Genomic DNA, 16,912 nt, shown 5'->3' on the forward strand with positions numbered 1-16,912 from the left:
GTAAATATCTAGCGTCGTCTCCATGGCAACGCCAGCACCCAGCGCCCTCATCGAGCTTCTGAAGCCGATCACTTGGTTCGCGCCGATGTGGGCCTTCACCTGCGGCGTGGTTTCCTCGGGCGCCTCGCCCTCCGGGCAATGGCCGGTGATCGCCGCCGGCGTGATCCTGGCCGGACCCCTGGTCTGCGCCACCTCACAGGCGGTCAACGACTGGTACGACCGGCACGTCGACGCCATCAACGAACCCAACCGGCCGATTCCCTCCGGGCGGATGCCCGGGCGCTGGGGCCTCTACGTTGCGGCCGGATGGACCGTCCTGTCGCTCCTGGTCGCGGCAGCGCTCGGTCCCTGGATTCTCGGTGCCGCCCTGGTCGGCCTCGTCCTGGCCTGGATCTACAGCGCCCCGCCCCTGCGCCTGAAGCGCAATGGCTGGTGGGGCAACTCGGCGGTCGCCCTGTGCTACGAGGGCCTGCCCTGGTTCACCGGCGCCGCCGTGATGGCCGCGTCGGTGCCGGACCGCCGGGTGCTGCTGATCGCCCTGCTCTACTCGGTCGGTGCCCACGGCATCATGACCCTCAACGACTTCAAGTCGGTGGAGGGCGACGGCCGCACCGGCATCCGCTCGCTGCCCGTGCAACTCGGCACCCTCGGCGCCGCCCGCCTCGCCTGCCTGGTCATGGCGGTGCCGCAAGTCGCCGTCATTCTCGGGTTGTTCGCTTGGAACCGGCCCTGGCACGCCGCCGTCATCGGCGCCCTGCTGATCGGACAGTTCGTGCTGATGCGCCGGCTCCTCGCCGCACCACGGGAGCGAGCCGCTTGGTACAACGGCACGGGGACCACGCTCTACGTCCTCGGCATGCTGGTGGCGGCCTTCGCCCTGCGGCCCCTGGTCCAGGGAGGTTTCTGATGGCATCCGCGTCCTTCGGCTGGCTCGCCATCGCCCGACTCGGCCTGGTCCAGACCGCGCTCGGCTCCGTCGTGGTGCTGATGACCTCGACCATCAACCGCGTCATGGTCGTGGAACTCGCCCTGCCGGCCATCGTGCCGGGGGCGTTGGTCGCCCTGCACTACGCCGTGCAGGTGCTGCGCCCGCGCTGGGGCTACGGCTCCGACCGCACCGGGCGGCGCACGCCCTGGATCGTCGGCGGCATGGCGGCCCTGGCCCTCGGGGGCTTCGGCGCCGCCGTCGCCACCGCGCTGGCCGAGACGCATCAGACCGCCGGCCTCGCCCTTGCGGTGCTGTCGTTTCTCACCGTGGGCATGGGCGCAGGGGCCGCCGGCACCTCGCTCCTGGTGCTTCTCGCCACCGGTGTCGAGGCGAGGCGCCGGGGCGCGGCCGCCACCGTCGTGTGGGTGATGATGATCGCGGGCTTCGCCATCACCGCACCGCTGGCCGGGCACTTCCTCGATCCGTTCTCGGGCGCCCGGCTGGTCGCCGTCTCCGGCACGGTCTCGCTGATCGCCTTCGGAGTCGCGTGGCTGGCGATCCGGGGCGTCGAGCCGGCGGCCCGGATCGCCGACAGCGCCGGCTCGACCGAGAAGCGCCCGTTCCGCGACGTGCTGGCGCGGGTCTGGGCCGAACCCGAATCGCGCCGCTTCACGATCTTCATCTTCATGGCGATGCTGGCCTACAGCGCCCAGGAACTCATCCTCGAACCCTTTGCCGGCCTCGTCTTCGCGATGACGCCCGGCGTCACCACCAAGCTTGCCGGCCTGCAGCATGGCGGCGTGCTGGCCGGCATGCTTACGGTGGCGGGCGTCACCATGGGGATCGGCGGGCCGGTGCTCGGATCGCTCAAGCTGTGGACCACGCTCGGCTGCGCCGGCTCGGCCCTCGCCCTTCTCGCCATCGCGGGGGGCGGCCTGATCGGCGCCGACTTTCCGCTGCGGGTGCCGGTCTTCGCCCTCGGGGTGTTCAACGGCATCTTCGCGGTGGCCGCCATCGGCTCGATGATGGCCCTGGCCGGTGCCGGTGGCGAGGCCGAGCGCGGGACCCGCATGGGTGTCTGGGGCGCGGCTCAGGGCGTCGCCTTCGGGGCCGGTGGATTTCTGGGCACGGTGGCGGTGGATCTCGCGCGCCTCGTCACCCCGCGGGTGGTCGATGCCTATGCGGGCGTGTTCGCCGCCGAGGCTGTCCTGTTCGTGTTCGCCGCAGGGCTCGCCCTGCGGATCTCCCACGCTCCGGCGACGCAGGTCCCGCGCGCCCGGCGATCCGCGACATCCTTCGAGGCAACGCTTTCTGCGAGGTAGGACCATGCTGCGAGACCGGACCATGGCCGCGCTTCGGGATACCGATGGGGAGACCTACGACGTGGTGGTGGTGGGCGGCGGCCCCGCCGGCGCCACGGCCGCCACCGACCTCGCCAGTGAAGGCAGGCGCGTTCTGCTCCTCGACAAGCCGGGCCGGATCAAGCCCTGCGGCGGCGCGATCCCGCCTCGCCTGATCCGCGACTTCGCCATTCCCGATCATCTCCTCGTCGCCCGCATCCGCTCCGCCCGCATGGTCTCGCCCGAGGACAAGCGGGTCGACATGCCGATCGGGGACGGCTTCGTCGGCATGGTCGACCGGGCCGATTTCGATCCGTGGCTGCGCGCGCGCGCCGCCGCCGCCGGGGCGGTGCTGCGCCCGGCCACCTTCCGCCACATCGAGCGCGACGGCGACGGCACCACCGTTCACTATCTCCAGGACGGCTATCCCCGCGCAGCGCGGACGCGCCTCGTCATCGGCGCCGACGGAGCGAGTTCCCCGGTCGGCCGGGCCGAGATCCCGGGCCACGCCGCCATGCGCCAGGTCTTCGCCTATCACGAGATCGTCCGGCTCCCCGAGACCGGAACCCACGATGTCGAGGCCACCCGTTGCGACGTCTATTACCAGGGCAAGCTCTCGCCCGACTTCTACGCCTGGGTCTTCCCGCACGGCGACACCGTGAGCATCGGCACCGGCAGCGCCCGCAAGGGGTTCTCCCTCCGGGGCGCCATCCGGGCGCTGCGGGCCTCCACCGGCCTCGAGGGCGGCGAGACCGTCCGGCGCGAGGGCGCGCCGCTTCCCCTCAAGCCTCTGCGCCGGTGGGACAACGGCCGCGACGTCCTGCTCACCGGGGACGCCGCCGGCATCGTGGCGCCGGCCTCCGGCGAGGGAATCTACTATGCGATGCTCGGCGGGCGCCTCGCGGCCGAGGCGGCACAAGCCTTCCTCGCCACCGGGCAGGCCAGGGCGCTTGCCGGCGCGCGCCGCCGGTTCATGCGCCTGCACGGCCGGGTCTTCCTCATCCTGCGGATCATGCAGGGCGTCTGGTACCGCAACGACGGCCTGCGCGAGCGCTTCGTCTCCATCTGCCGCGACCGGGACGTGCAGCAGCTCACCTGGGATTCCTACATGAACAAGGAGCTGGTGCGGGCCAAGCCCGCCGCCCATGCGCGCATCTTCTTCAAGGATCTGGCGCACCTGTTCCGCTGGGTCTCGCCATGATCGCCGCGCTGTGGGGACCGGCCGGCATCGCCGCCGTTTCGGCCATCCTGGTGGCCCTGGCGGGCGGGCTCCTGACCACCACCGGACCCTGGTACCAGGCGCTTCGGCGCCCGGCCTGGAAGCCGCCGGACTGGGCCTTCGGTCCGGTCTGGACCACGATCTTCACCCTGACGGCGATCTCGGCCGTGCTCGCCTGGAACGCCGACGCGAGCGTCGCGGCCCGGAGCGCATTGGTGGCGGCGTACGTCGTCAACGCCGTGCTCAACATCGCCTGGAGCGGCCTGTTCTTTCGTCTGCGCCGTCCGGACTGGGCCTTCGTCGAGGTGCTGTTCCTGTGGCTCTCGATCGCGGTGCTGATCCTGGTCACCGTCCGGGTCTCGGGCTTGGCTGCGTCCCTGTTGCTGCCCTATCTCGTCTGGGTCGGCATCGCCGCCTGCCTCAACCGGGCGATCGTCCGCCTCAACGGCCCGTTCCGGCGCGCCTGACATGGAGGCGCTTCTGGCCAGCGGGCACCTCCTCGATGTCATCCTGCTCCTGGTCGCGATCGAGGCCCTGGGCCTGATCCTGTGGAGCCGACGGGTGCGTGGCACCTGGCCGGTCGCGCTCCTGTTCAATCTCGGGTCGGGTGCGGCTCTGATGCTGGCCCTACGCGCCGCGCTGACCGGCGCGGCGTGGCCTGCCATTGCCGGAGGCCTCGCCGTGTCCGGGCTGGCGCACGGTGCCGAGATGGCCCTGCGCCTCGGACTGTTCGCGAGACCGCCACGCTTCGCTGCCCGACCGGTCCGCCGACCCGTCCGTCGACGCGAACCCGAACCCAGGGCCGCCCCCGATCCAAGCCCCTGACCGATCCCCGCACAGCCCGATCCGGAGAGACGCCATGAGATATCGCCGCCCCGCTCTCCCGCTCAGGCCCTGGCGGGTGCTGAATCGCCCGGGCCTCGCGGCTGTTGCCCTGGCCCTCGGTGCTCATGCCGCCGCGGCCCAGAGCGCCGTCCCGGCCGCCGCCGATGCCGACCTGATCAAGCGCGGCGAATACCTCGCCACCGCCGGGGATTGCGTCGCCTGCCACACGGCGCCGGACGGCAAGCCGTTCGCCGGCAACTACGTGCTCAACACGCCGATCGGCAAGATCCGGACGCCCAACCTCACCCCCGACCCGGAGACCGGTCTCGGGCGATGGAGCGCCGACGATTTCTACCGCGCCTTCCACGAGGGCATCACCAAGGACGGCTCCTATCTCTATCCGGCCTTCCCGTTCGCTTGGTACACCAAGGTCACGCGCGCCGATTCCGACGCGATTTTCGCTTATCTGAAGTCGCTGCCGGCGGTGCACGAGCCGCGCAAGCCCTCCGAGATCCCGTTCCCGTTCAACATCCGCACGGCGCTGATCACCTGGCGCACCGCCTTCTTCACGGCGGGCGAGTTCCAGCCCGATCCGCAGGCGAGCCCCGAGGTCAATCGCGGCGGCTACCTCGTCGAGGGGCTCGGCCATTGCGGCATGTGTCACAACGCCAACAAGATCGTGGGCAACAGCGGGCTGGCCGGCAAGCTCGGCGGCGGCGTCATCGATGGATGGTACGCGCCCAACATCACGCCGGACGACCACACCGGCATCGGCGCCTGGAGCGACGAACAGGTGGTGACCTACCTCAAGACCGGGGCCGCGCCCGGCAACCGGCCCGGCGTCGCGGCCGGGCCGATGCGCCAGACCATCGAGGAATCGCTGTCCAAGCTGACCGATGCCGATCTGAAGGCGATGGTGGCCTACCTGCGCACGCAGAAGGCCAAGGAGAGCTACAAGGTCAAGGACATCCAGGCCTTCAATCAGGCCGACGCCCCCGGCGCCGCGACCTATCTCAGCTACTGCTCGTCCTGCCACAAACCGGACGGCCGGGGCGTCGAGGGCGCGATCCCGGCGCTCGCCGGCAACACCTCGGTGCAGGCGCAGGGGCCGGAGACGGTCATCCGCGTGATCCTCGGCGGCCTCGCGGCGCAGAACGGCTACGCGCCGATGCCGGCCATCGGCGTCGGCATGACCGACCAGGAGGTCGCCGACGTCACCGACTATGTCCGCAATGCCTGGGGCAACGCCGCCCCGGTGATCGGCGAGCGCGGCATCGTCGCCGCGTCGCGCAAGGCCACCGAGACCATGCTGGCCGGGAGCGCGCCCTGTGCCGAGATCGCTCAGCCGGAGGTGGCCGAGGCCATCGCCGAATCCGGCGCAGCCCAAAGCCTTGCCGGCCTGGAGCCGGAGAACTTCATTCCGGTGATTGACGCGCTGCTGCCGAAGATTCGGGCGGCCGCGCCGGAAGCGAAGGGCGACGACATCGTCAACGGGCTGACGACCGCCTTCTGCAAGGCTGCCCGCCAGGATCCGCGCTACGACAAGGCCGGCTGGCACGCGGTGATCGGCAGCTTTTCCAGCGTCACCTACAGCCAGCTGAAAAACCCGGAGCTGCGCGCCGCAAAGCCCTGAGACTCCGGCGCGGGCGCACCCGCGATCTCCGGCCTCTCAGTGTTCGGTACCCGGCCGGTTCGGCCGGGGCGGCCCGCCATGGGTCTCGACGAAGGCGGAGCGCTCCGGCGACTTCTTCTTGGCCGCGACTCGAACCCGCATCACGAGCAGGGCCGCGATGGCAACGGCGAATGTCGCCAGTGCCAGGCCGAAGATCAGCGTTTGGTCCTGCATGTGCCCCCCTGGTGGGATGTGTCGAGATCAATCGACCAGAGGATATCCAGTTCCAGCTTGACGATGACGAGAGCGGATACAAGGAAATGTTGTTGTTCGAGCTCTGAAGCTCAGAGATCCGGTTTTCGAATACACGACATCATCGTTCGCGATGCGCACCCCGTACGGACGACCTGCCTGCGCCCTCCGGTCGGCGGGAGCGCGGTGAACACGCCCGCCTTCCGCGAAGTCGAGCGGACGAAAAACCTTCGGAGGACAAGCTGTCCGAGGCCAAGATGGCGCTTCAGCGCGCCATCGACCTCAACGCCGAGGGCGATCCGTCCTGCCGCGACGCCGGTGCGGATCCGCGCAAGCTGAGGCCGCACAAGGGCCGCTGACCCGCACGTGCAACGAACGTCCATGTCAGCCGGCCGGCGTCGCCGCTCAGAGGGAACGCGTCGCCCGAAGGCGGGACAGTTCGAAGGCGGCGAGAGCCATCGGGGTTCCGATGAGGAACAGGGCGAAGAAGAGGGCCATGGTCGATCGTCCGTATCCGTCGGGTGGAGGCGTTGCGCCTGTGCGCGGACGCCCGGGAGACAGACGGTTCAACGCCGATGAGCGGAAGACGGTTCAGACGCGCCGCGCGCCGGCGGCAGATGGGCCGGCCAATGCCAACGGCCAATTCCAACGGCCATGCCGATCGGATTCCCGTGCGCGTACATCCGGCGTCACAGGATTCCGGCAGCATGGCCGTTGCCGGTCAGGTGGTCCGAGACCGCCACCGGCTTGCCCCCTGTGTGAACGAACAGGGTTAAGGAAGCGTGAACGTCGCCGATCCAGGGCGCGGGGCCGGCCGACCCGCCTCCCCTAGAGCGGGGCGCGCCCACTTCAAGAATATCGCCCACGGCCAAGCTTTGCTATCGGCCGGCAACAGACGCGGAGAGACGATGCATGGCGGTGGAAACGCAGGGCGGACCGAAGGACGGGCGCGCGAAGCGCCTTCGCCGGCTCTGGCGCAGCCATGATTCGAACCTCCGGTCCAGCGGCCTTGCGCAGGGTCGACCCCTCATGACCCCCCGGCCCGAGGAGACCGATCTCCCGGCGCGCGGATTGACGGCGCGCGAACTCATCAACATGGCCCGGGCGGCCCGCCGGGAACGGCCCCGGGAGCCCTCGACCAGCCACTGAAGCTGGATCGGTCCGCTTCTCGGAACACCGCCTCATCGCTCCCGTTGAGATTGCAACAGGGAGTGAAACCGATGGTCGATGTCGCGCAGATCCAGGAACACGCGAACGTGGTGGGCTCCGATGGCGCCCATGTCGGCACGGTCGATCACGTCGACAAGGGCGAGATCAAGCTGACCAAGACGGACCCGGAGGCCGGGGGCCTGCATCACTTCATCCCCGTGGACTTCGTGCACTCCGTCGAGGGCGGCACCGTGCGGCTCGATCGGCCGGCGGAGGAGGTCAAGCGGGAATGGTCGACGTCCTAGCGCTGCATTGAGCGGCAGCGCTAGGACGTCGCGGGCGGCCCATGCCGGGCCGTCCGTCCGCCGCGGCCCGTCCGCGGAACTCAAGGGTTTTTCCTCATGGCTGACGTGATCAACGGCGATTTCGGAACCGGCCGGGCCGCGCTTGCGGGCCTGGAGCGGGTGTTCGGCGAGGCGGCGGGACTTCGCGTCGGATTGCGCCGCATCGAGGCACCGCATGGCGACGAGTTGCAGGTCACGGTCGGCGCCGAAGGTCTGTCGGTTCCGAGGCATGTGGCAGTGGTTCTCGCCAACCCGGCTGGAGAAGACGAAGCGGACCGGATCGGCAAGGCTGTGCTCGAAGCGCTGCAACTCGCCGAAGGTCTTCGTGACGAAGCCGTCTGAATATTAATCGGATAAGACCTGAATGAAGATGGTTTCTTCCGTTTATGTCCAAATCATCCGGCTTATCTATCAATACTGAAATAATATCTCTGAGTCGAAGAAAATATATTTCGTCTAAGATTCGGGCTATGCAGCCGATCTGATTGCTTTTTATAAACATTCCATGAAATTTATCGGCGTATCCACTGAATATGACCGTGCCTCACACAATCGATCGGAATCTCAAACGAGGCTCTAGTGTTGCATCGATGCACTAGGGACTCGCCTGGACTCTGGATAGACAAGTTTTACACGCATCGTGAATGCGGTCTTCGAGCCGGGCCTGAAAACCAATGATCAAGAAAATCCTCGTCGCTTCCACCGTGCTCGCCGGCCTGACGGCTGCAGCTTCGGCCGCCGATCTTCCCCGCCGCGCGGCTCCCCCGGTTTTCGTGCCGGTGCCGGTGTTCACCTGGACCGGCTTCTATGCCGGCTTCAACGCGGGTTACGGTTTCGATACGGCCAAGAACCAGAGCAACGTCTTCAACAACGTGTTCCCGAACCTCGATGTCGGACCGAGCAGCCCGTCGCAGATCGCCTACTCGAACAACTCCAACGAGGGTTTCACGGGCGGCGGTCAGATCGGCTACAACTACCAGTTCACCCCGGGTTCGGGCTTGGTCGTCGGTGTCGAGGCTGACGCCCAGTATGTCGATTTCGGCCGCAGCCGCACCGCCGCGATCCTGACCCCCGGCTTCGCCCCCGCGCCCGGCGTCACCTTCGTCGATCCGCGCGGCACGGCCGGTCTCGACTACTTCGGCACCGTCCGCGGTCGCGTCGGCTATGCCTTCGACCGCACCCTGGTGTACGGCACCGGCGGCTTCGCCTACGGCGCCGGCAGCAACGAGCGTTCGTTCGGCGGCTACCGCGGCAACGACAGCTTCCGCACCGGCTGGGCCGCTGGCGGCGGTATCGAGTACGCGCTCCCCACCGACTCGTTCCTGAACTTCTTCCGCTCGTCGGCCGTCACGCTCAAGGTCGAAGGCCTGTACGTGAACCTCGACCAGGGCAACAAGAGCCCGGGCGTCTACGCCGTCGACACCAACAACGTGCTCTACCGCCAGCCCGGTTTCACCAACCGCAACAGCGGGACCGAGTTCGCCGTCGTCCGCGCCGGCCTGAACTACAAGTTCGGCGCCTACTAAGACCGCGAGAGCACTCGGTTCGGCCGAAGCGCTCCCCAGTCCCGATCATCTGGCCGCTTTCGTCGAAGCGCGCCCCGAGGAGCGATCCTCGGGGCGTTTCTACGTTTGAGTTCGCTCGGCACCTGGCCCGCCCGCCTGCCGGTATGGGCGGGCTCAGGCCAGGGGTTGGCTCACATAGGCCACCATCATCTCGGCGACGGCGCGGTCGGCGTAATCGGCAAGGCTCTCGCGGCCCGCCACCGGGAACGCCTCGACCACGCGGCGCCCGGCAAGCAGGGCGGAGAGTTCGTGCGGCAGCAGGCCATTCTCGATGGCCGCCTCGGCCGCGGCCCTGCCGTAGCTGCGCCGAAGGCTGCGTGGCCCGAACAGGGCGGCGCCACCGGCCGGTCCGGCGCTCTCAGTCGGTCTGGTGTGAAGTTCCATGACGATGGTCCCCGATCCTCGTGTCCGTTGCGCATGCTCCCTCGATCGGCCAGCGGCAGCGGCAGCAGGATGGGCGGACGGAGATGGGGTTCGAGATGGACGTGGACATCGGCACAGGCATCGGCACGGGACTCCTCTCCATCCGGCGGCTGATTGGGACCGCCGACGGCAGAAATCTACCGTATCGCCCAGACAAAGTGCTTCTGAAGTTCCGGCCGGCGGTAGGCGCAAACGGACGGCCGAAGCCTCTTCGAGAGAACGTGCTGCCGGGCGGTGACGCGCGAGCCTGAGCGCCGGTGGATCGCATCAGCCGGAGATCCGTCGCGCCACGCGGTCGGCGAGGTCGCCGGCCGCGTCGCGGATATCCGGTACGGCAATGCATTCCCAGAGCACGCCGCGCAGCATCGGGCCGAAGGCCCAGAGCGGCGCATCGGTCGCTCGGCCCTCCTCCGGTCCGGTCACCGCGCCGCCGGGCGTCGCCGCGATGCCGAGGCCGAAGGGACCGGGCCGGATCAGGCCACGTCTCAGCAGCGCGCGGATGAGCGGATCCTCGGTCTCGGCGAGGCGGCTGAAGCCGGTGGCGTCGAGGATCGCCTGGGCCGCGATGGTCTCGCGATCCCGGGTTCCGCGCGGGCGGATGGTCACCACCGCATGCTCCGGCGTATCGGAGAGGGCGACGATGCGCGCGGCCCGCACGACCAGCTGCCCGCGCCGGATCTCGGCGGCGATGGCCTCGGCGGCCGGTGGCGCCGTGCGGTGGCGGTGCACGTCCCAGTAGGGCCGGATGTGGCGCAGCACCCGGGCCTGCTCGGTCGGGGGCAAGCCGGTCCAGAGTTCGTCGGTCACCGGGCGAAGGGCGTCGATCACCCCGCGCCAATCCGCCCCCGCCGCCTCGGCCGACGCGACCGCGTGCCGAACCGCGCCGAAGAGCTTGCGCGCCGAGGCCCGGATCTCGGGCGTCAGGCTCGGGCGGTGCCCGGCCGCGACCGGCGCGTGGGGCTTCGGTAGCAATCCCCGGCGCGACACGGCGACGATGCGTCCCGCAAAGCCCGCATGCCGGAGGGTCGCGACGGAATCCATCATCGTCAGGCCGGCGCCGATCACCAGCACATCGCGGTCCGGGTCGAGCGACCCGAACGTGTCCGGCCGCCAGGGATCGCGCCGGTACCGGCTCGCTGCGACGACCGGCCCCGGCAGGTTGCCCATGGCGAGAACGAGGCCGGCCACCCGCCGGGTCGTTCCATCCCCGTCGTGCAGCACGAAGCCCTCGGGGGCTCGTTCGACATCGACGATCCCCGCATGGATCGCCTGAAGCCGGTCGCCCGCCCCGGCGACCACGCGCTCCCAGCGGGCGGCGAGATAACGGCCATACACGCCCCGCGACGCGAAGGTCCCTGCTTCGGTGACGCGGATGCCCCTGCGCTCAGTGACATCGAACTGAGTGCGGGCCAGCCACTCCGCAAAGTCGTCCTGACGGTCGGGGTCGGCGCTCATCTGTGTCGCCCGCAGGTTCAGCAGATGATCCGGGTTCGCGGTGGTGTAGGCGAGCCCGAGGCCGAAGGGGCGGCTGCGCTCGTAAAGCAGCACCGGGCGGTCGGGTGGGAGCGCGTTCAGCAGGCGCTCCGCCGCCATCAGGCCACTGAACCCGCCGCCGATCACCGCAACGGGCAACGGCCGTGTTTGTGAGGTCATGGGCTCCACTCCCGACGCGTCGCGCTGTCATAGGATCGTCCTTTTTAAAGAACAAGGCGTTTGGGTGTTCGTCGATCCAATGCCCGGTTGGTCAAGGATTTTCTCGGGTTCCATCCGGATATCCTGGTCTTGCAATCGAAATTCTCGCTGAGCCATGCGGATTGGAAAGATCTTCTGTGAGGCATCGTTCTGAAAAACGAACGTTCTCGTTGACTTCACGATGCTGCGAAAGGACCATTGGGGGGATCGCTGCGACCCGTCGGAGCGGGCCGAACCCAGCACGTTTGAAATCTTGCGCCGTCGACACTCGCCCCAAGCCCAGGAGACCCCATGAGCTTCCTCAGTCCGGATGCCGTCGAGTTCATCGGGTTCGCCGCCCCGCGCGACCAGGCGGAAACCCATGCGGCTGCCGGCCCCGCCATCGATCGCGATTACCTCAACCTGCTGGCGCAGGCCCATGAATGGGGCGGATTCGACCGCATTCTGGTGGCCTTCTATGCGACGGCGCCCGACGCCCTCCTGCTCTCGGCCCAGATCGCGGCGGTGACCGACCGGATCGGCCTGATGATCGCCCACCGCACCGGCTTCACCGCCCCCACCGTGGCGGCGCGCCAGTTCGCCACCCTCGACCAGCTCACCGGCGGACGCGTCGCCATTCACGCCATCAGCGGCGGCGACGACCGCGAACTGGCGCAGGACGGCGATCACCTGACCAAGGACGAGCGCTACGCCCGCACCGACGAATTCCTGACCATCGTCCGTCAGGTCTGGACGGCCGCGAAACCCTTCGACTTCGCTGGCGCGCATTACCGGATCGCGCGCGGTTTCTCCGAGGTGAAACCGGTGCGCCAGGGCGGCATCCCGGTCTATTTCGGCGGCGCCTCGCCGGCCGCCATCGCGGTGGCGGGCCGCCATGCCGACACCTACGCCCTCTGGGGCGAAAGCCTGGATCAGGTCCGCGAGGCCATCGGCAAGGTCCGGGCGGCGGCGGCTCCGCACGGGCGCGACCCGCGTTTCAGCCTGTCCTTCCGGCCGATCCTGGCGGCGACGGAAGACGCGGCCTGGGCCCGGGCCGAAGACATCCTGGCCCGGACCCGCGCGACCCGCGCCGCGCAGGGCCTGGGTCCGGCCGCCTCGCCGCAGAACGAGGGCTCGCGCCGCCTGCTCGCCGCGGCGGCGCAGGGCACCCGCCTCGACGCCCGGCTCTACACCGCCATCGCCCGCGAGACCGGCGCATCCGGCAATTCCACCGCCCTCGTCGGCACGCCGGAGCAGGTTGCCGAAGCGCTGCTGGCCTATCACGACCTCGGCGTACGGACCTTTCTGATCCGGGGCTTCGACCCGCTGGAGGACGCCATCGCCTACGGTCGCGACCTGATCCCGGCCTTCCGCCGGCTTCTCGCCCGACGCGGCGCCCGAGCGGAGGCGGCGTGATGCGGATCGTCCTGACAGCCCTCGCGCTCCTGGCCCTCGCGCTCCCGGCCTTCACGGCCCTGGCCCGCGCCGACGAGGCGGTGCTGCGTGTCGGCGATCAGCGCGGCAACGCCCGCGCGCTGATGGAAGCGGCCGGCGTGTTGGCCGACCTGCCCTATCGCCTCGACTGGAGCGAGTTTCCCGCCGCCGCGCCCCTGCTGGAAGCCCTCAATGCCGGGGCGATCGATGCCGGGGGCGTGGGCGACGCGCCCTTCACCTTCGCGGCCGCCGCCGGAGTGCCGGTGAAGGCTTTCCTGGCTTTCCGCAACCGTCAGGACGGGCTCGCGATCCTGGTGGCGAAGGACTCGCCGGTGAAGACGGTCGCCGACCTGCGGGGCAAGAGCATCGCCACCAATCGCGGCTCCATCGGCCATCAGGTCGTGCTGGCGGCCCTGGAGGAAGCGGGTCTTCCGGCCGGCGCGGTCACCCTGCGCTTCCTGCCGCCGGCGGATGCCAAGATCGCGCTGGCCAGCGGCAGCGTCGAGGCCTGGGCGACCTGGGAGCCCTACACCTCCACGGCCGAACTCGCCGGCCTCGCCCGCGTGGTGCGCGACGGCAACGGCATCACGCCGGGCCTCAGCTTCGCGGTCGCGAGCGATGCGGCCCTGACGCGCAAGCGTGCGCTGCTCGCCGATTTCGGTCGACGTCTGGTCGCGGCCCGCGACTGGGCTCTGAAGGACCCCGCCCCCTATGCCGCACTCTGGTCGAAGCTCATCGGCCTTCCGGAGGCGGTGCCCCTGCGCTGGTTCGCGCGGGCGCAGTACCGTGCCGTGCCGATCGACGAGGCCGTCATCGCCGACGAGCAGCGCAACATCGATCTGTACGTCCGTTCCGGGCTGATCCCACAGGCGCGCGCACCCAAGGCCGACGCGATCCTCGACCGCAGCTTCGCGCCCGCCGCCGTCGCGGTACGATGAGCCGCACCGCAGGAGGAGGCGAGACATGCACGGCGACCACGATCACGACCCGACCGATCAAGCTCATATGCACCGAGAGCACGACGATGCCGCCCCGGCGGATCGCTGGAAGCACGATGGCGTGCGGGTGATCCCGGGCGACAAGCTCGATCCCAACACCGCCCAGACCCCCGGCATGTTCCGGCAGGCGGCGATCAACCACGCGCGCGTCGGTGCCCAGAAGATCTGGGCCGGCACGGTGGCGATCGCCCCGGACGCCAAGACCGGAGTGCATCATCACGGCGCTCTGGAGAGCGTGATCTACGTGGTCTCCGGCCGCGCCCGCCTGCGCTGGGGCGACCGGCTCGAATACGTGGCCGAGGCCGGCCCCGGCGACTTCATCTTCGTGCCGCCCTACGTGCCGCACCAGGAGATCAACGCCGATCCGGACCAGCCGCTGAACTGCGTCCTGGTGCGCTCCGACAACGAGGCCGTGGTGGTCAACATCACCGATGTCGAACCGGTCGAGCGCCCCGAGACCGTCCACTGGGTCGATCCGATCCACAAGCATCCCTGACCGCTGCGCACTCCGCACAATGCTTCCGACGAAACGAGACACGCCTCCATGATCGACCGTCGCCACGCGCTGAAGGCCGCCGCCGGCCTCAGCCTCCTCGCCCTGTTGCCCGGAGGCGCCCGGGCGGAGCCTGGAAAACTCCGCATCGGCTTCCAGAAATCCTCGACGCTGATCGCCCTCCTGAAGGAGGATTCCGCCCTGGAGAAGGCCCTGGCGCCGCTCGGCGTGACCGTCTCCTGGCATGAATTCACCAGCGGCCTTCCGATCATGGAGGCGCTCAATGCCGGGCAGATCGACGTCTCGGCGGACGTGGCCGACACCGTGCCGATCTTCGCCCAGGCCGCCCAGGCGCGGATCACCTACATCGCCCAGGAAGCCGCCTCGCCCAAGGCGCAGGCGATTCTCGTCGGCGCCGAGTCCTCGATCCGGTCCATCGCCGATCTGAAAGGGCGCAAGGTCGCGGTCACTAAGGGGGCCGGCAGCCATTATCTGCTGCTCGCCGCCCTGGCCTCGGAGACGCTGCCCTTCAAGGCGATCAGCCCGGCCTATCTCACCCCCTCGGACGGACGCGCGGCGCTGGCCAGCGGCAGCGTCGAGGCGTGGGTCGCCTGGGACCCGTTCCTGTCGGCGGCCGAGCAGCAGACCGGCGCCCGGGTGTTGCGCGACGGCACCGGCCTGTCGCAGTACAAGCGCTACTACCTGGCGGGTGCCGATTACGCGACACAGCGCGCCGACGTGCTCACCCTTCTGTTCGCCAAGCTGCGCGAGACCGGCGCCTGGGTGAAGGCCAACCCGGAGGCCGCCGCGGCGCGCCTCGGCGCCCTGTGGAAGCTCGACCCCGCCATCGTGCTGCAGGCCAACGGGCGCCGCAGCTACGCGGTCGAGCCGGTCACCCGCGCCGGCCTGTCCGAGCAGCAGACCATCGCCGACGCGTTCCGGGCCGAAGGGCTCCTGCCCCGCGCCGTCGACGCCTCCGCCCTCCCGATCTGGGCGCCGCCGGGGCTCTGAGGCGAGCCGGTTCCGACCGGGTCATCACCCACCCGGTCGGTCTGTCCCGAACCAGCAGCAAGGGTGCGGGGCGGTCCGGAAGCCGAAGGGGTCGCGGTAGCAGGGAAAATCGCCCGGCCGCGCAAGCGCCGCCGGTTCGGCCGCTCCCTCGTCGCCTCGCCCTATGCAGCGCCCGCCAGTGCCTTGCGGAACTCGGCCTCGGGCAGCAGGGCACCGCCGGTCGTCCACACCACGTGGGTCGCAATCTGCAATTCGGGGAGGCTGGCGAGCGCTGGGCGGATGGCGGCGAACGCGGCGGCCGCCGAGGGTTCGAGGCGCATCTCGGCCCGCTGCCACAGGGCGCGGACCCAGGTGAACAGGTCCGCATCCGCCACCGTGACCACGCCGGCGATGAGCCCGCCGACGGTGCCGGCCACGAGGAGCGAGGCGCTCGACACCGCCAAGCCATCGGCGGCGGTGCGGTTGTCGAGGCCGATATCGTAGACGCTGACCGGCCGGTCGAGTCCGGCCGCGAGTTGCACCAGCATGCAGGGGGCGGCGACCGGCTCGACGAAGACGCAGTGCACGGCATCGCCGAACAGCAATGTCAGCCCGAGGGTCACGCCGCCGGGCGCCCCCCCGACCCCGCACGGCAGGTAGACGACGAGCGGGTGGTCGGAATCGACACGCACCCCGGCCGCGTCCAACTGGCGTTCGAGGTCGAAGGCCGCCGCCGCATAGCCCAGGAACAGGTCGACCGAACTCTCGTCGTCGACGAAATGCGCGTCGGCCCGACCCGCGAAGGCGTCGCGCGCCGCCGCGACCGCGCTGCCGTAATCTCCTGCATGCTCGACCACGCGGGCGCCGAGATCGCGCAGGCGCTGCTTCTTCCACGCCTTGGCGTCGTGGGACATGTGGACCTCGACCTGGAAGCCGAGGGCGCGGGCCATGACGCCGACGCTGAAGCCGAGATTGCCGGTGCTGCCGACCGCAACCGTGTAGGCTCCGAAGGCGGCCCGCATCGCGGGCTCGGCGAGGCGCGCGTAGGATTCGCCCTCGCGCAGCCAGCCCTGGTCGAAGGCCAGCCGTTCGGCCGTGACCAGCACCTCGTAGACGCCGCCGCGCGCCTTGATGCAGCCCGTCACCGGCAGGTCGTGATCGGCCTTCACCCACAGATGCGCCGCATCGATGCCGCTGACCTCGGCGGCGAGTGTCGGGTCCAGCGGCAGGAAGGGCGAGTCGATCCGCCCGGTCTCCAATCCGGGAAACAGTCGGGCCAACAGCGGATCGAAGCGGCGCCAGCGCGCCTCCGCCGCCCTGACCTCGGCCAAGCCGAACGCCAGACCGGGCAGAACCTCTCTCGCCGCCCGGCGATGGGGATTGCGCCATACGGTCGGACGCCCCGCCCGCACGGCGTCCGGGATTCCTGCCGGATGATCGGTCATGGGCGGCGTTCTTTCGGATGGGGGCGGTGCAACGATGCCGGAATGGCAGCGATATCAGAGAACGCGCGGCGTATCGTCGAACCCGGTGCACAGGACCGAGGCGTAGGGCAGAAGAATTTTCCTCGCTTCGGTTCCTTGAACGCACGGCTTCGCCGGATCGACGCGGTGATGTCGGCCTGTCTGAACCGGGAGAGTGGTCGGGCCCGGGGGCACGAGGCGAGCCC

At 69.7% G+C, this 16,912-nt stretch carries 18 protein-coding genes; 14 read left to right on the top strand and 4 right to left on the bottom strand.

The features are described 5' to 3' along the window. Nucleotides 1–22 precede the first annotated feature (22 nt). The 6 genes from chlG to ASF60_RS15300 are packed head-to-tail and all read left to right on the top strand — an operon-like array spanning nt 23 to nt 5,945. Nucleotides 23–907: a chlorophyll synthase ChlG gene (chlG, locus tag ASF60_RS15275; RefSeq protein ID WP_056186512.1), complete on the top strand. Its 885-nt coding sequence runs from the start codon at nt 23–25 to the stop codon at nt 905–907. After that, nucleotides 907–2,250: a BCD family MFS transporter gene (locus ASF60_RS15280; RefSeq protein ID WP_056186514.1), complete on the top strand. Its 1,344-nt coding sequence runs from the start codon at nt 907–909 to the stop codon at nt 2,248–2,250. Before chlG ends, ASF60_RS15280 begins: the two co-directional genes overlap by 1 nt. A gap of 22 nt (nt 2,251–2,272) precedes the next feature. Then, on the top strand, nt 2,273–3,469 hold the full coding sequence (locus ASF60_RS15285) for a geranylgeranyl diphosphate reductase (RefSeq protein WP_056186516.1): 1,197 nt from the start codon (nt 2,273–2,275) through the stop codon (nt 3,467–3,469). After that, nucleotides 3,466–3,954, top strand: a complete 489-nt coding sequence (locus ASF60_RS15290; protein WP_056186519.1) for a TspO/MBR family protein — start codon at nt 3,466–3,468, stop codon at nt 3,952–3,954. The genes ASF60_RS15285 and ASF60_RS15290 overlap by 4 nt, the downstream gene beginning before the upstream one ends. Nucleotide 3,955: 1 nt before the next feature. Further along, nucleotides 3,956–4,312, top strand: coding sequence for a hypothetical protein (locus ASF60_RS15295; RefSeq protein WP_200940982.1), 357 nt, complete (start codon nt 3,956–3,958; stop codon nt 4,310–4,312). Between the two features lie 34 nt (nt 4,313–4,346). Further along, a complete protein-coding gene (locus ASF60_RS15300; protein ID WP_082507973.1) occupies nt 4,347–5,945 on the top strand; it encodes a c-type cytochrome in 1,599 nt (532 codons plus the stop codon). A 36-nt stretch (nt 5,946–5,981) separates the two neighbouring features. Here the strand turns inward: ASF60_RS15300 and ASF60_RS25190 are convergent, their stop codons facing one another. Continuing rightward, the gene (locus ASF60_RS25190) at nt 5,982–6,158 is read right to left on the bottom strand and encodes a hypothetical protein (RefSeq protein ID WP_200935796.1); all 177 of its coding nucleotides are present in this window, start codon (nt 6,156–6,158) and stop codon (nt 5,982–5,984) included. A 930-nt stretch (nt 6,159–7,088) separates the two neighbouring features. On the opposite strand from ASF60_RS25190, the gene ASF60_RS15305 reads away from it, so the two are divergent. The 4 genes from ASF60_RS15305 to ASF60_RS15320 all read left to right on the top strand — a co-directional run bounded on the left by ASF60_RS15305 (nt 7,089) and on the right by ASF60_RS15320 (nt 9,195). Continuing rightward, on the top strand, nt 7,089–7,325 hold the full coding sequence (locus ASF60_RS15305) for a hypothetical protein (RefSeq protein ID WP_056186522.1): 237 nt from the start codon (nt 7,089–7,091) through the stop codon (nt 7,323–7,325). Nucleotides 7,326–7,396: 71 nt separating this feature from the next. After that, entirely contained in the window at nt 7,397–7,630 is a 234-nt protein-coding gene (locus ASF60_RS15310; RefSeq protein ID WP_056186524.1) for a DUF2171 domain-containing protein, read from the top strand. A gap of 96 nt (nt 7,631–7,726) precedes the next feature. Continuing rightward, nucleotides 7,727–8,011, top strand: a complete 285-nt coding sequence (locus tag ASF60_RS15315; RefSeq protein ID WP_056186527.1) for a hypothetical protein — start codon at nt 7,727–7,729, stop codon at nt 8,009–8,011. Between the two features lie 335 nt (nt 8,012–8,346). Then, the gene (locus ASF60_RS15320) at nt 8,347–9,195 is read left to right on the top strand and encodes an outer membrane protein (RefSeq protein ID WP_056186657.1); all 849 of its coding nucleotides are present in this window, start codon (nt 8,347–8,349) and stop codon (nt 9,193–9,195) included. Between the two features lie 153 nt (nt 9,196–9,348). On the opposite strand, the gene ASF60_RS15325 is transcribed toward ASF60_RS15320, so the two are convergent. Together ASF60_RS15325 and ASF60_RS15335 are read right to left on the bottom strand one after the other, a co-directional pair. After that, nucleotides 9,349–9,618, bottom strand: coding sequence for a hypothetical protein (locus ASF60_RS15325; protein WP_056186531.1), 270 nt, complete (start codon nt 9,616–9,618; stop codon nt 9,349–9,351). A 306-nt stretch (nt 9,619–9,924) separates the two neighbouring features. Beyond that, nucleotides 9,925–11,310, bottom strand: coding sequence for an FAD/NAD(P)-binding protein (locus ASF60_RS15335; RefSeq protein ID WP_056186535.1), 1,386 nt, complete (start codon nt 11,308–11,310; stop codon nt 9,925–9,927). A gap of 330 nt (nt 11,311–11,640) precedes the next feature. On the opposite strand from ASF60_RS15335, the gene ASF60_RS15340 reads away from it, so the two are divergent. Genes ASF60_RS15340 through ASF60_RS15355 form a run of 4 tightly spaced genes read left to right on the top strand, consistent with a single transcriptional unit; the run spans nt 11,641 to nt 15,264 of the window. Then, the gene (locus ASF60_RS15340; protein ID WP_056186539.1) at nt 11,641–12,744 is read left to right on the top strand and encodes an LLM class flavin-dependent oxidoreductase; all 1,104 of its coding nucleotides are present in this window, start codon (nt 11,641–11,643) and stop codon (nt 12,742–12,744) included. Next, nucleotides 12,744–13,700, top strand: a complete 957-nt coding sequence (locus ASF60_RS15345; protein WP_056186542.1) for an ABC transporter substrate-binding protein — start codon at nt 12,744–12,746, stop codon at nt 13,698–13,700. Before ASF60_RS15340 ends, ASF60_RS15345 begins: the two co-directional genes overlap by 1 nt. A gap of 25 nt (nt 13,701–13,725) precedes the next feature. Beyond that, complete coding sequence (locus ASF60_RS15350) at nt 13,726–14,256, top strand: cupin domain-containing protein (protein WP_056186544.1); 531 nt, start codon at nt 13,726–13,728, stop codon at nt 14,254–14,256. A 48-nt stretch (nt 14,257–14,304) separates the two neighbouring features. Then, nucleotides 14,305–15,264, top strand: coding sequence for an aliphatic sulfonate ABC transporter substrate-binding protein (locus ASF60_RS15355; protein WP_056186547.1), 960 nt, complete (start codon nt 14,305–14,307; stop codon nt 15,262–15,264). Between the two features lie 161 nt (nt 15,265–15,425). On the opposite strand, the gene ASF60_RS15360 is transcribed toward ASF60_RS15355, so the two are convergent. Next, nucleotides 15,426–16,688, bottom strand: coding sequence for a D-serine ammonia-lyase (locus ASF60_RS15360; protein ID WP_056186549.1), 1,263 nt, complete (start codon nt 16,686–16,688; stop codon nt 15,426–15,428). Nucleotides 16,689–16,912 lie beyond the last annotated feature (224 nt).

Origin of the sequence: Methylobacterium sp. Leaf113, assembly GCF_001423325.1 — a bacterium.
GTDB lineage: Bacteria > Pseudomonadota > Alphaproteobacteria > Rhizobiales > Beijerinckiaceae > Methylobacterium.

Coding starts and splice junctions, on each gene's coding strand:
- ASF60_RS15325 (WP_056186531.1), bottom strand. CDS start 9,618: ATGGAACTTCACACCAGACCGACTGAGAGCGCCGGACCGGCCGGTGGC.
- ASF60_RS25190 (WP_200935796.1), bottom strand. CDS start 6,158: ATGCAGGACCAAACGCTGATCTTCGGCCTGGCACTGGCGACATTCGCC.
- ASF60_RS15295 (WP_200940982.1), top strand. CDS start 3,956: ATGGAGGCGCTTCTGGCCAGCGGGCACCTCCTCGATGTCATCCTGCTC.
- ASF60_RS15315 (WP_056186527.1), top strand. CDS start 7,727: ATGGCTGACGTGATCAACGGCGATTTCGGAACCGGCCGGGCCGCGCTT.
- chlG (WP_056186512.1), top strand. CDS start 23: ATGGCAACGCCAGCACCCAGCGCCCTCATCGAGCTTCTGAAGCCGATC.
- ASF60_RS15285 (WP_056186516.1), top strand. CDS start 2,273: ATGGCCGCGCTTCGGGATACCGATGGGGAGACCTACGACGTGGTGGTG.
- ASF60_RS15290 (WP_056186519.1), top strand. CDS start 3,466: ATGATCGCCGCGCTGTGGGGACCGGCCGGCATCGCCGCCGTTTCGGCC.
- ASF60_RS15305 (WP_056186522.1), top strand. CDS start 7,089: ATGGCGGTGGAAACGCAGGGCGGACCGAAGGACGGGCGCGCGAAGCGC.
- ASF60_RS15340 (WP_056186539.1), top strand. CDS start 11,641: ATGAGCTTCCTCAGTCCGGATGCCGTCGAGTTCATCGGGTTCGCCGCC.
- ASF60_RS15335 (WP_056186535.1), bottom strand. CDS start 11,310: ATGACCTCACAAACACGGCCGTTGCCCGTTGCGGTGATCGGCGGCGGG.
- ASF60_RS15350 (WP_056186544.1), top strand. CDS start 13,726: ATGCACGGCGACCACGATCACGACCCGACCGATCAAGCTCATATGCAC.
- ASF60_RS15345 (WP_056186542.1), top strand. CDS start 12,744: ATGCGGATCGTCCTGACAGCCCTCGCGCTCCTGGCCCTCGCGCTCCCG.
- ASF60_RS15355 (WP_056186547.1), top strand. CDS start 14,305: ATGATCGACCGTCGCCACGCGCTGAAGGCCGCCGCCGGCCTCAGCCTC.
- ASF60_RS15300 (WP_082507973.1), top strand. CDS start 4,347: ATGAGATATCGCCGCCCCGCTCTCCCGCTCAGGCCCTGGCGGGTGCTG.
- ASF60_RS15310 (WP_056186524.1), top strand. CDS start 7,397: ATGGTCGATGTCGCGCAGATCCAGGAACACGCGAACGTGGTGGGCTCC.
- ASF60_RS15280 (WP_056186514.1), top strand. CDS start 907: ATGGCATCCGCGTCCTTCGGCTGGCTCGCCATCGCCCGACTCGGCCTG.
- ASF60_RS15360 (WP_056186549.1), bottom strand. CDS start 16,688: ATGACCGATCATCCGGCAGGAATCCCGGACGCCGTGCGGGCGGGGCGT.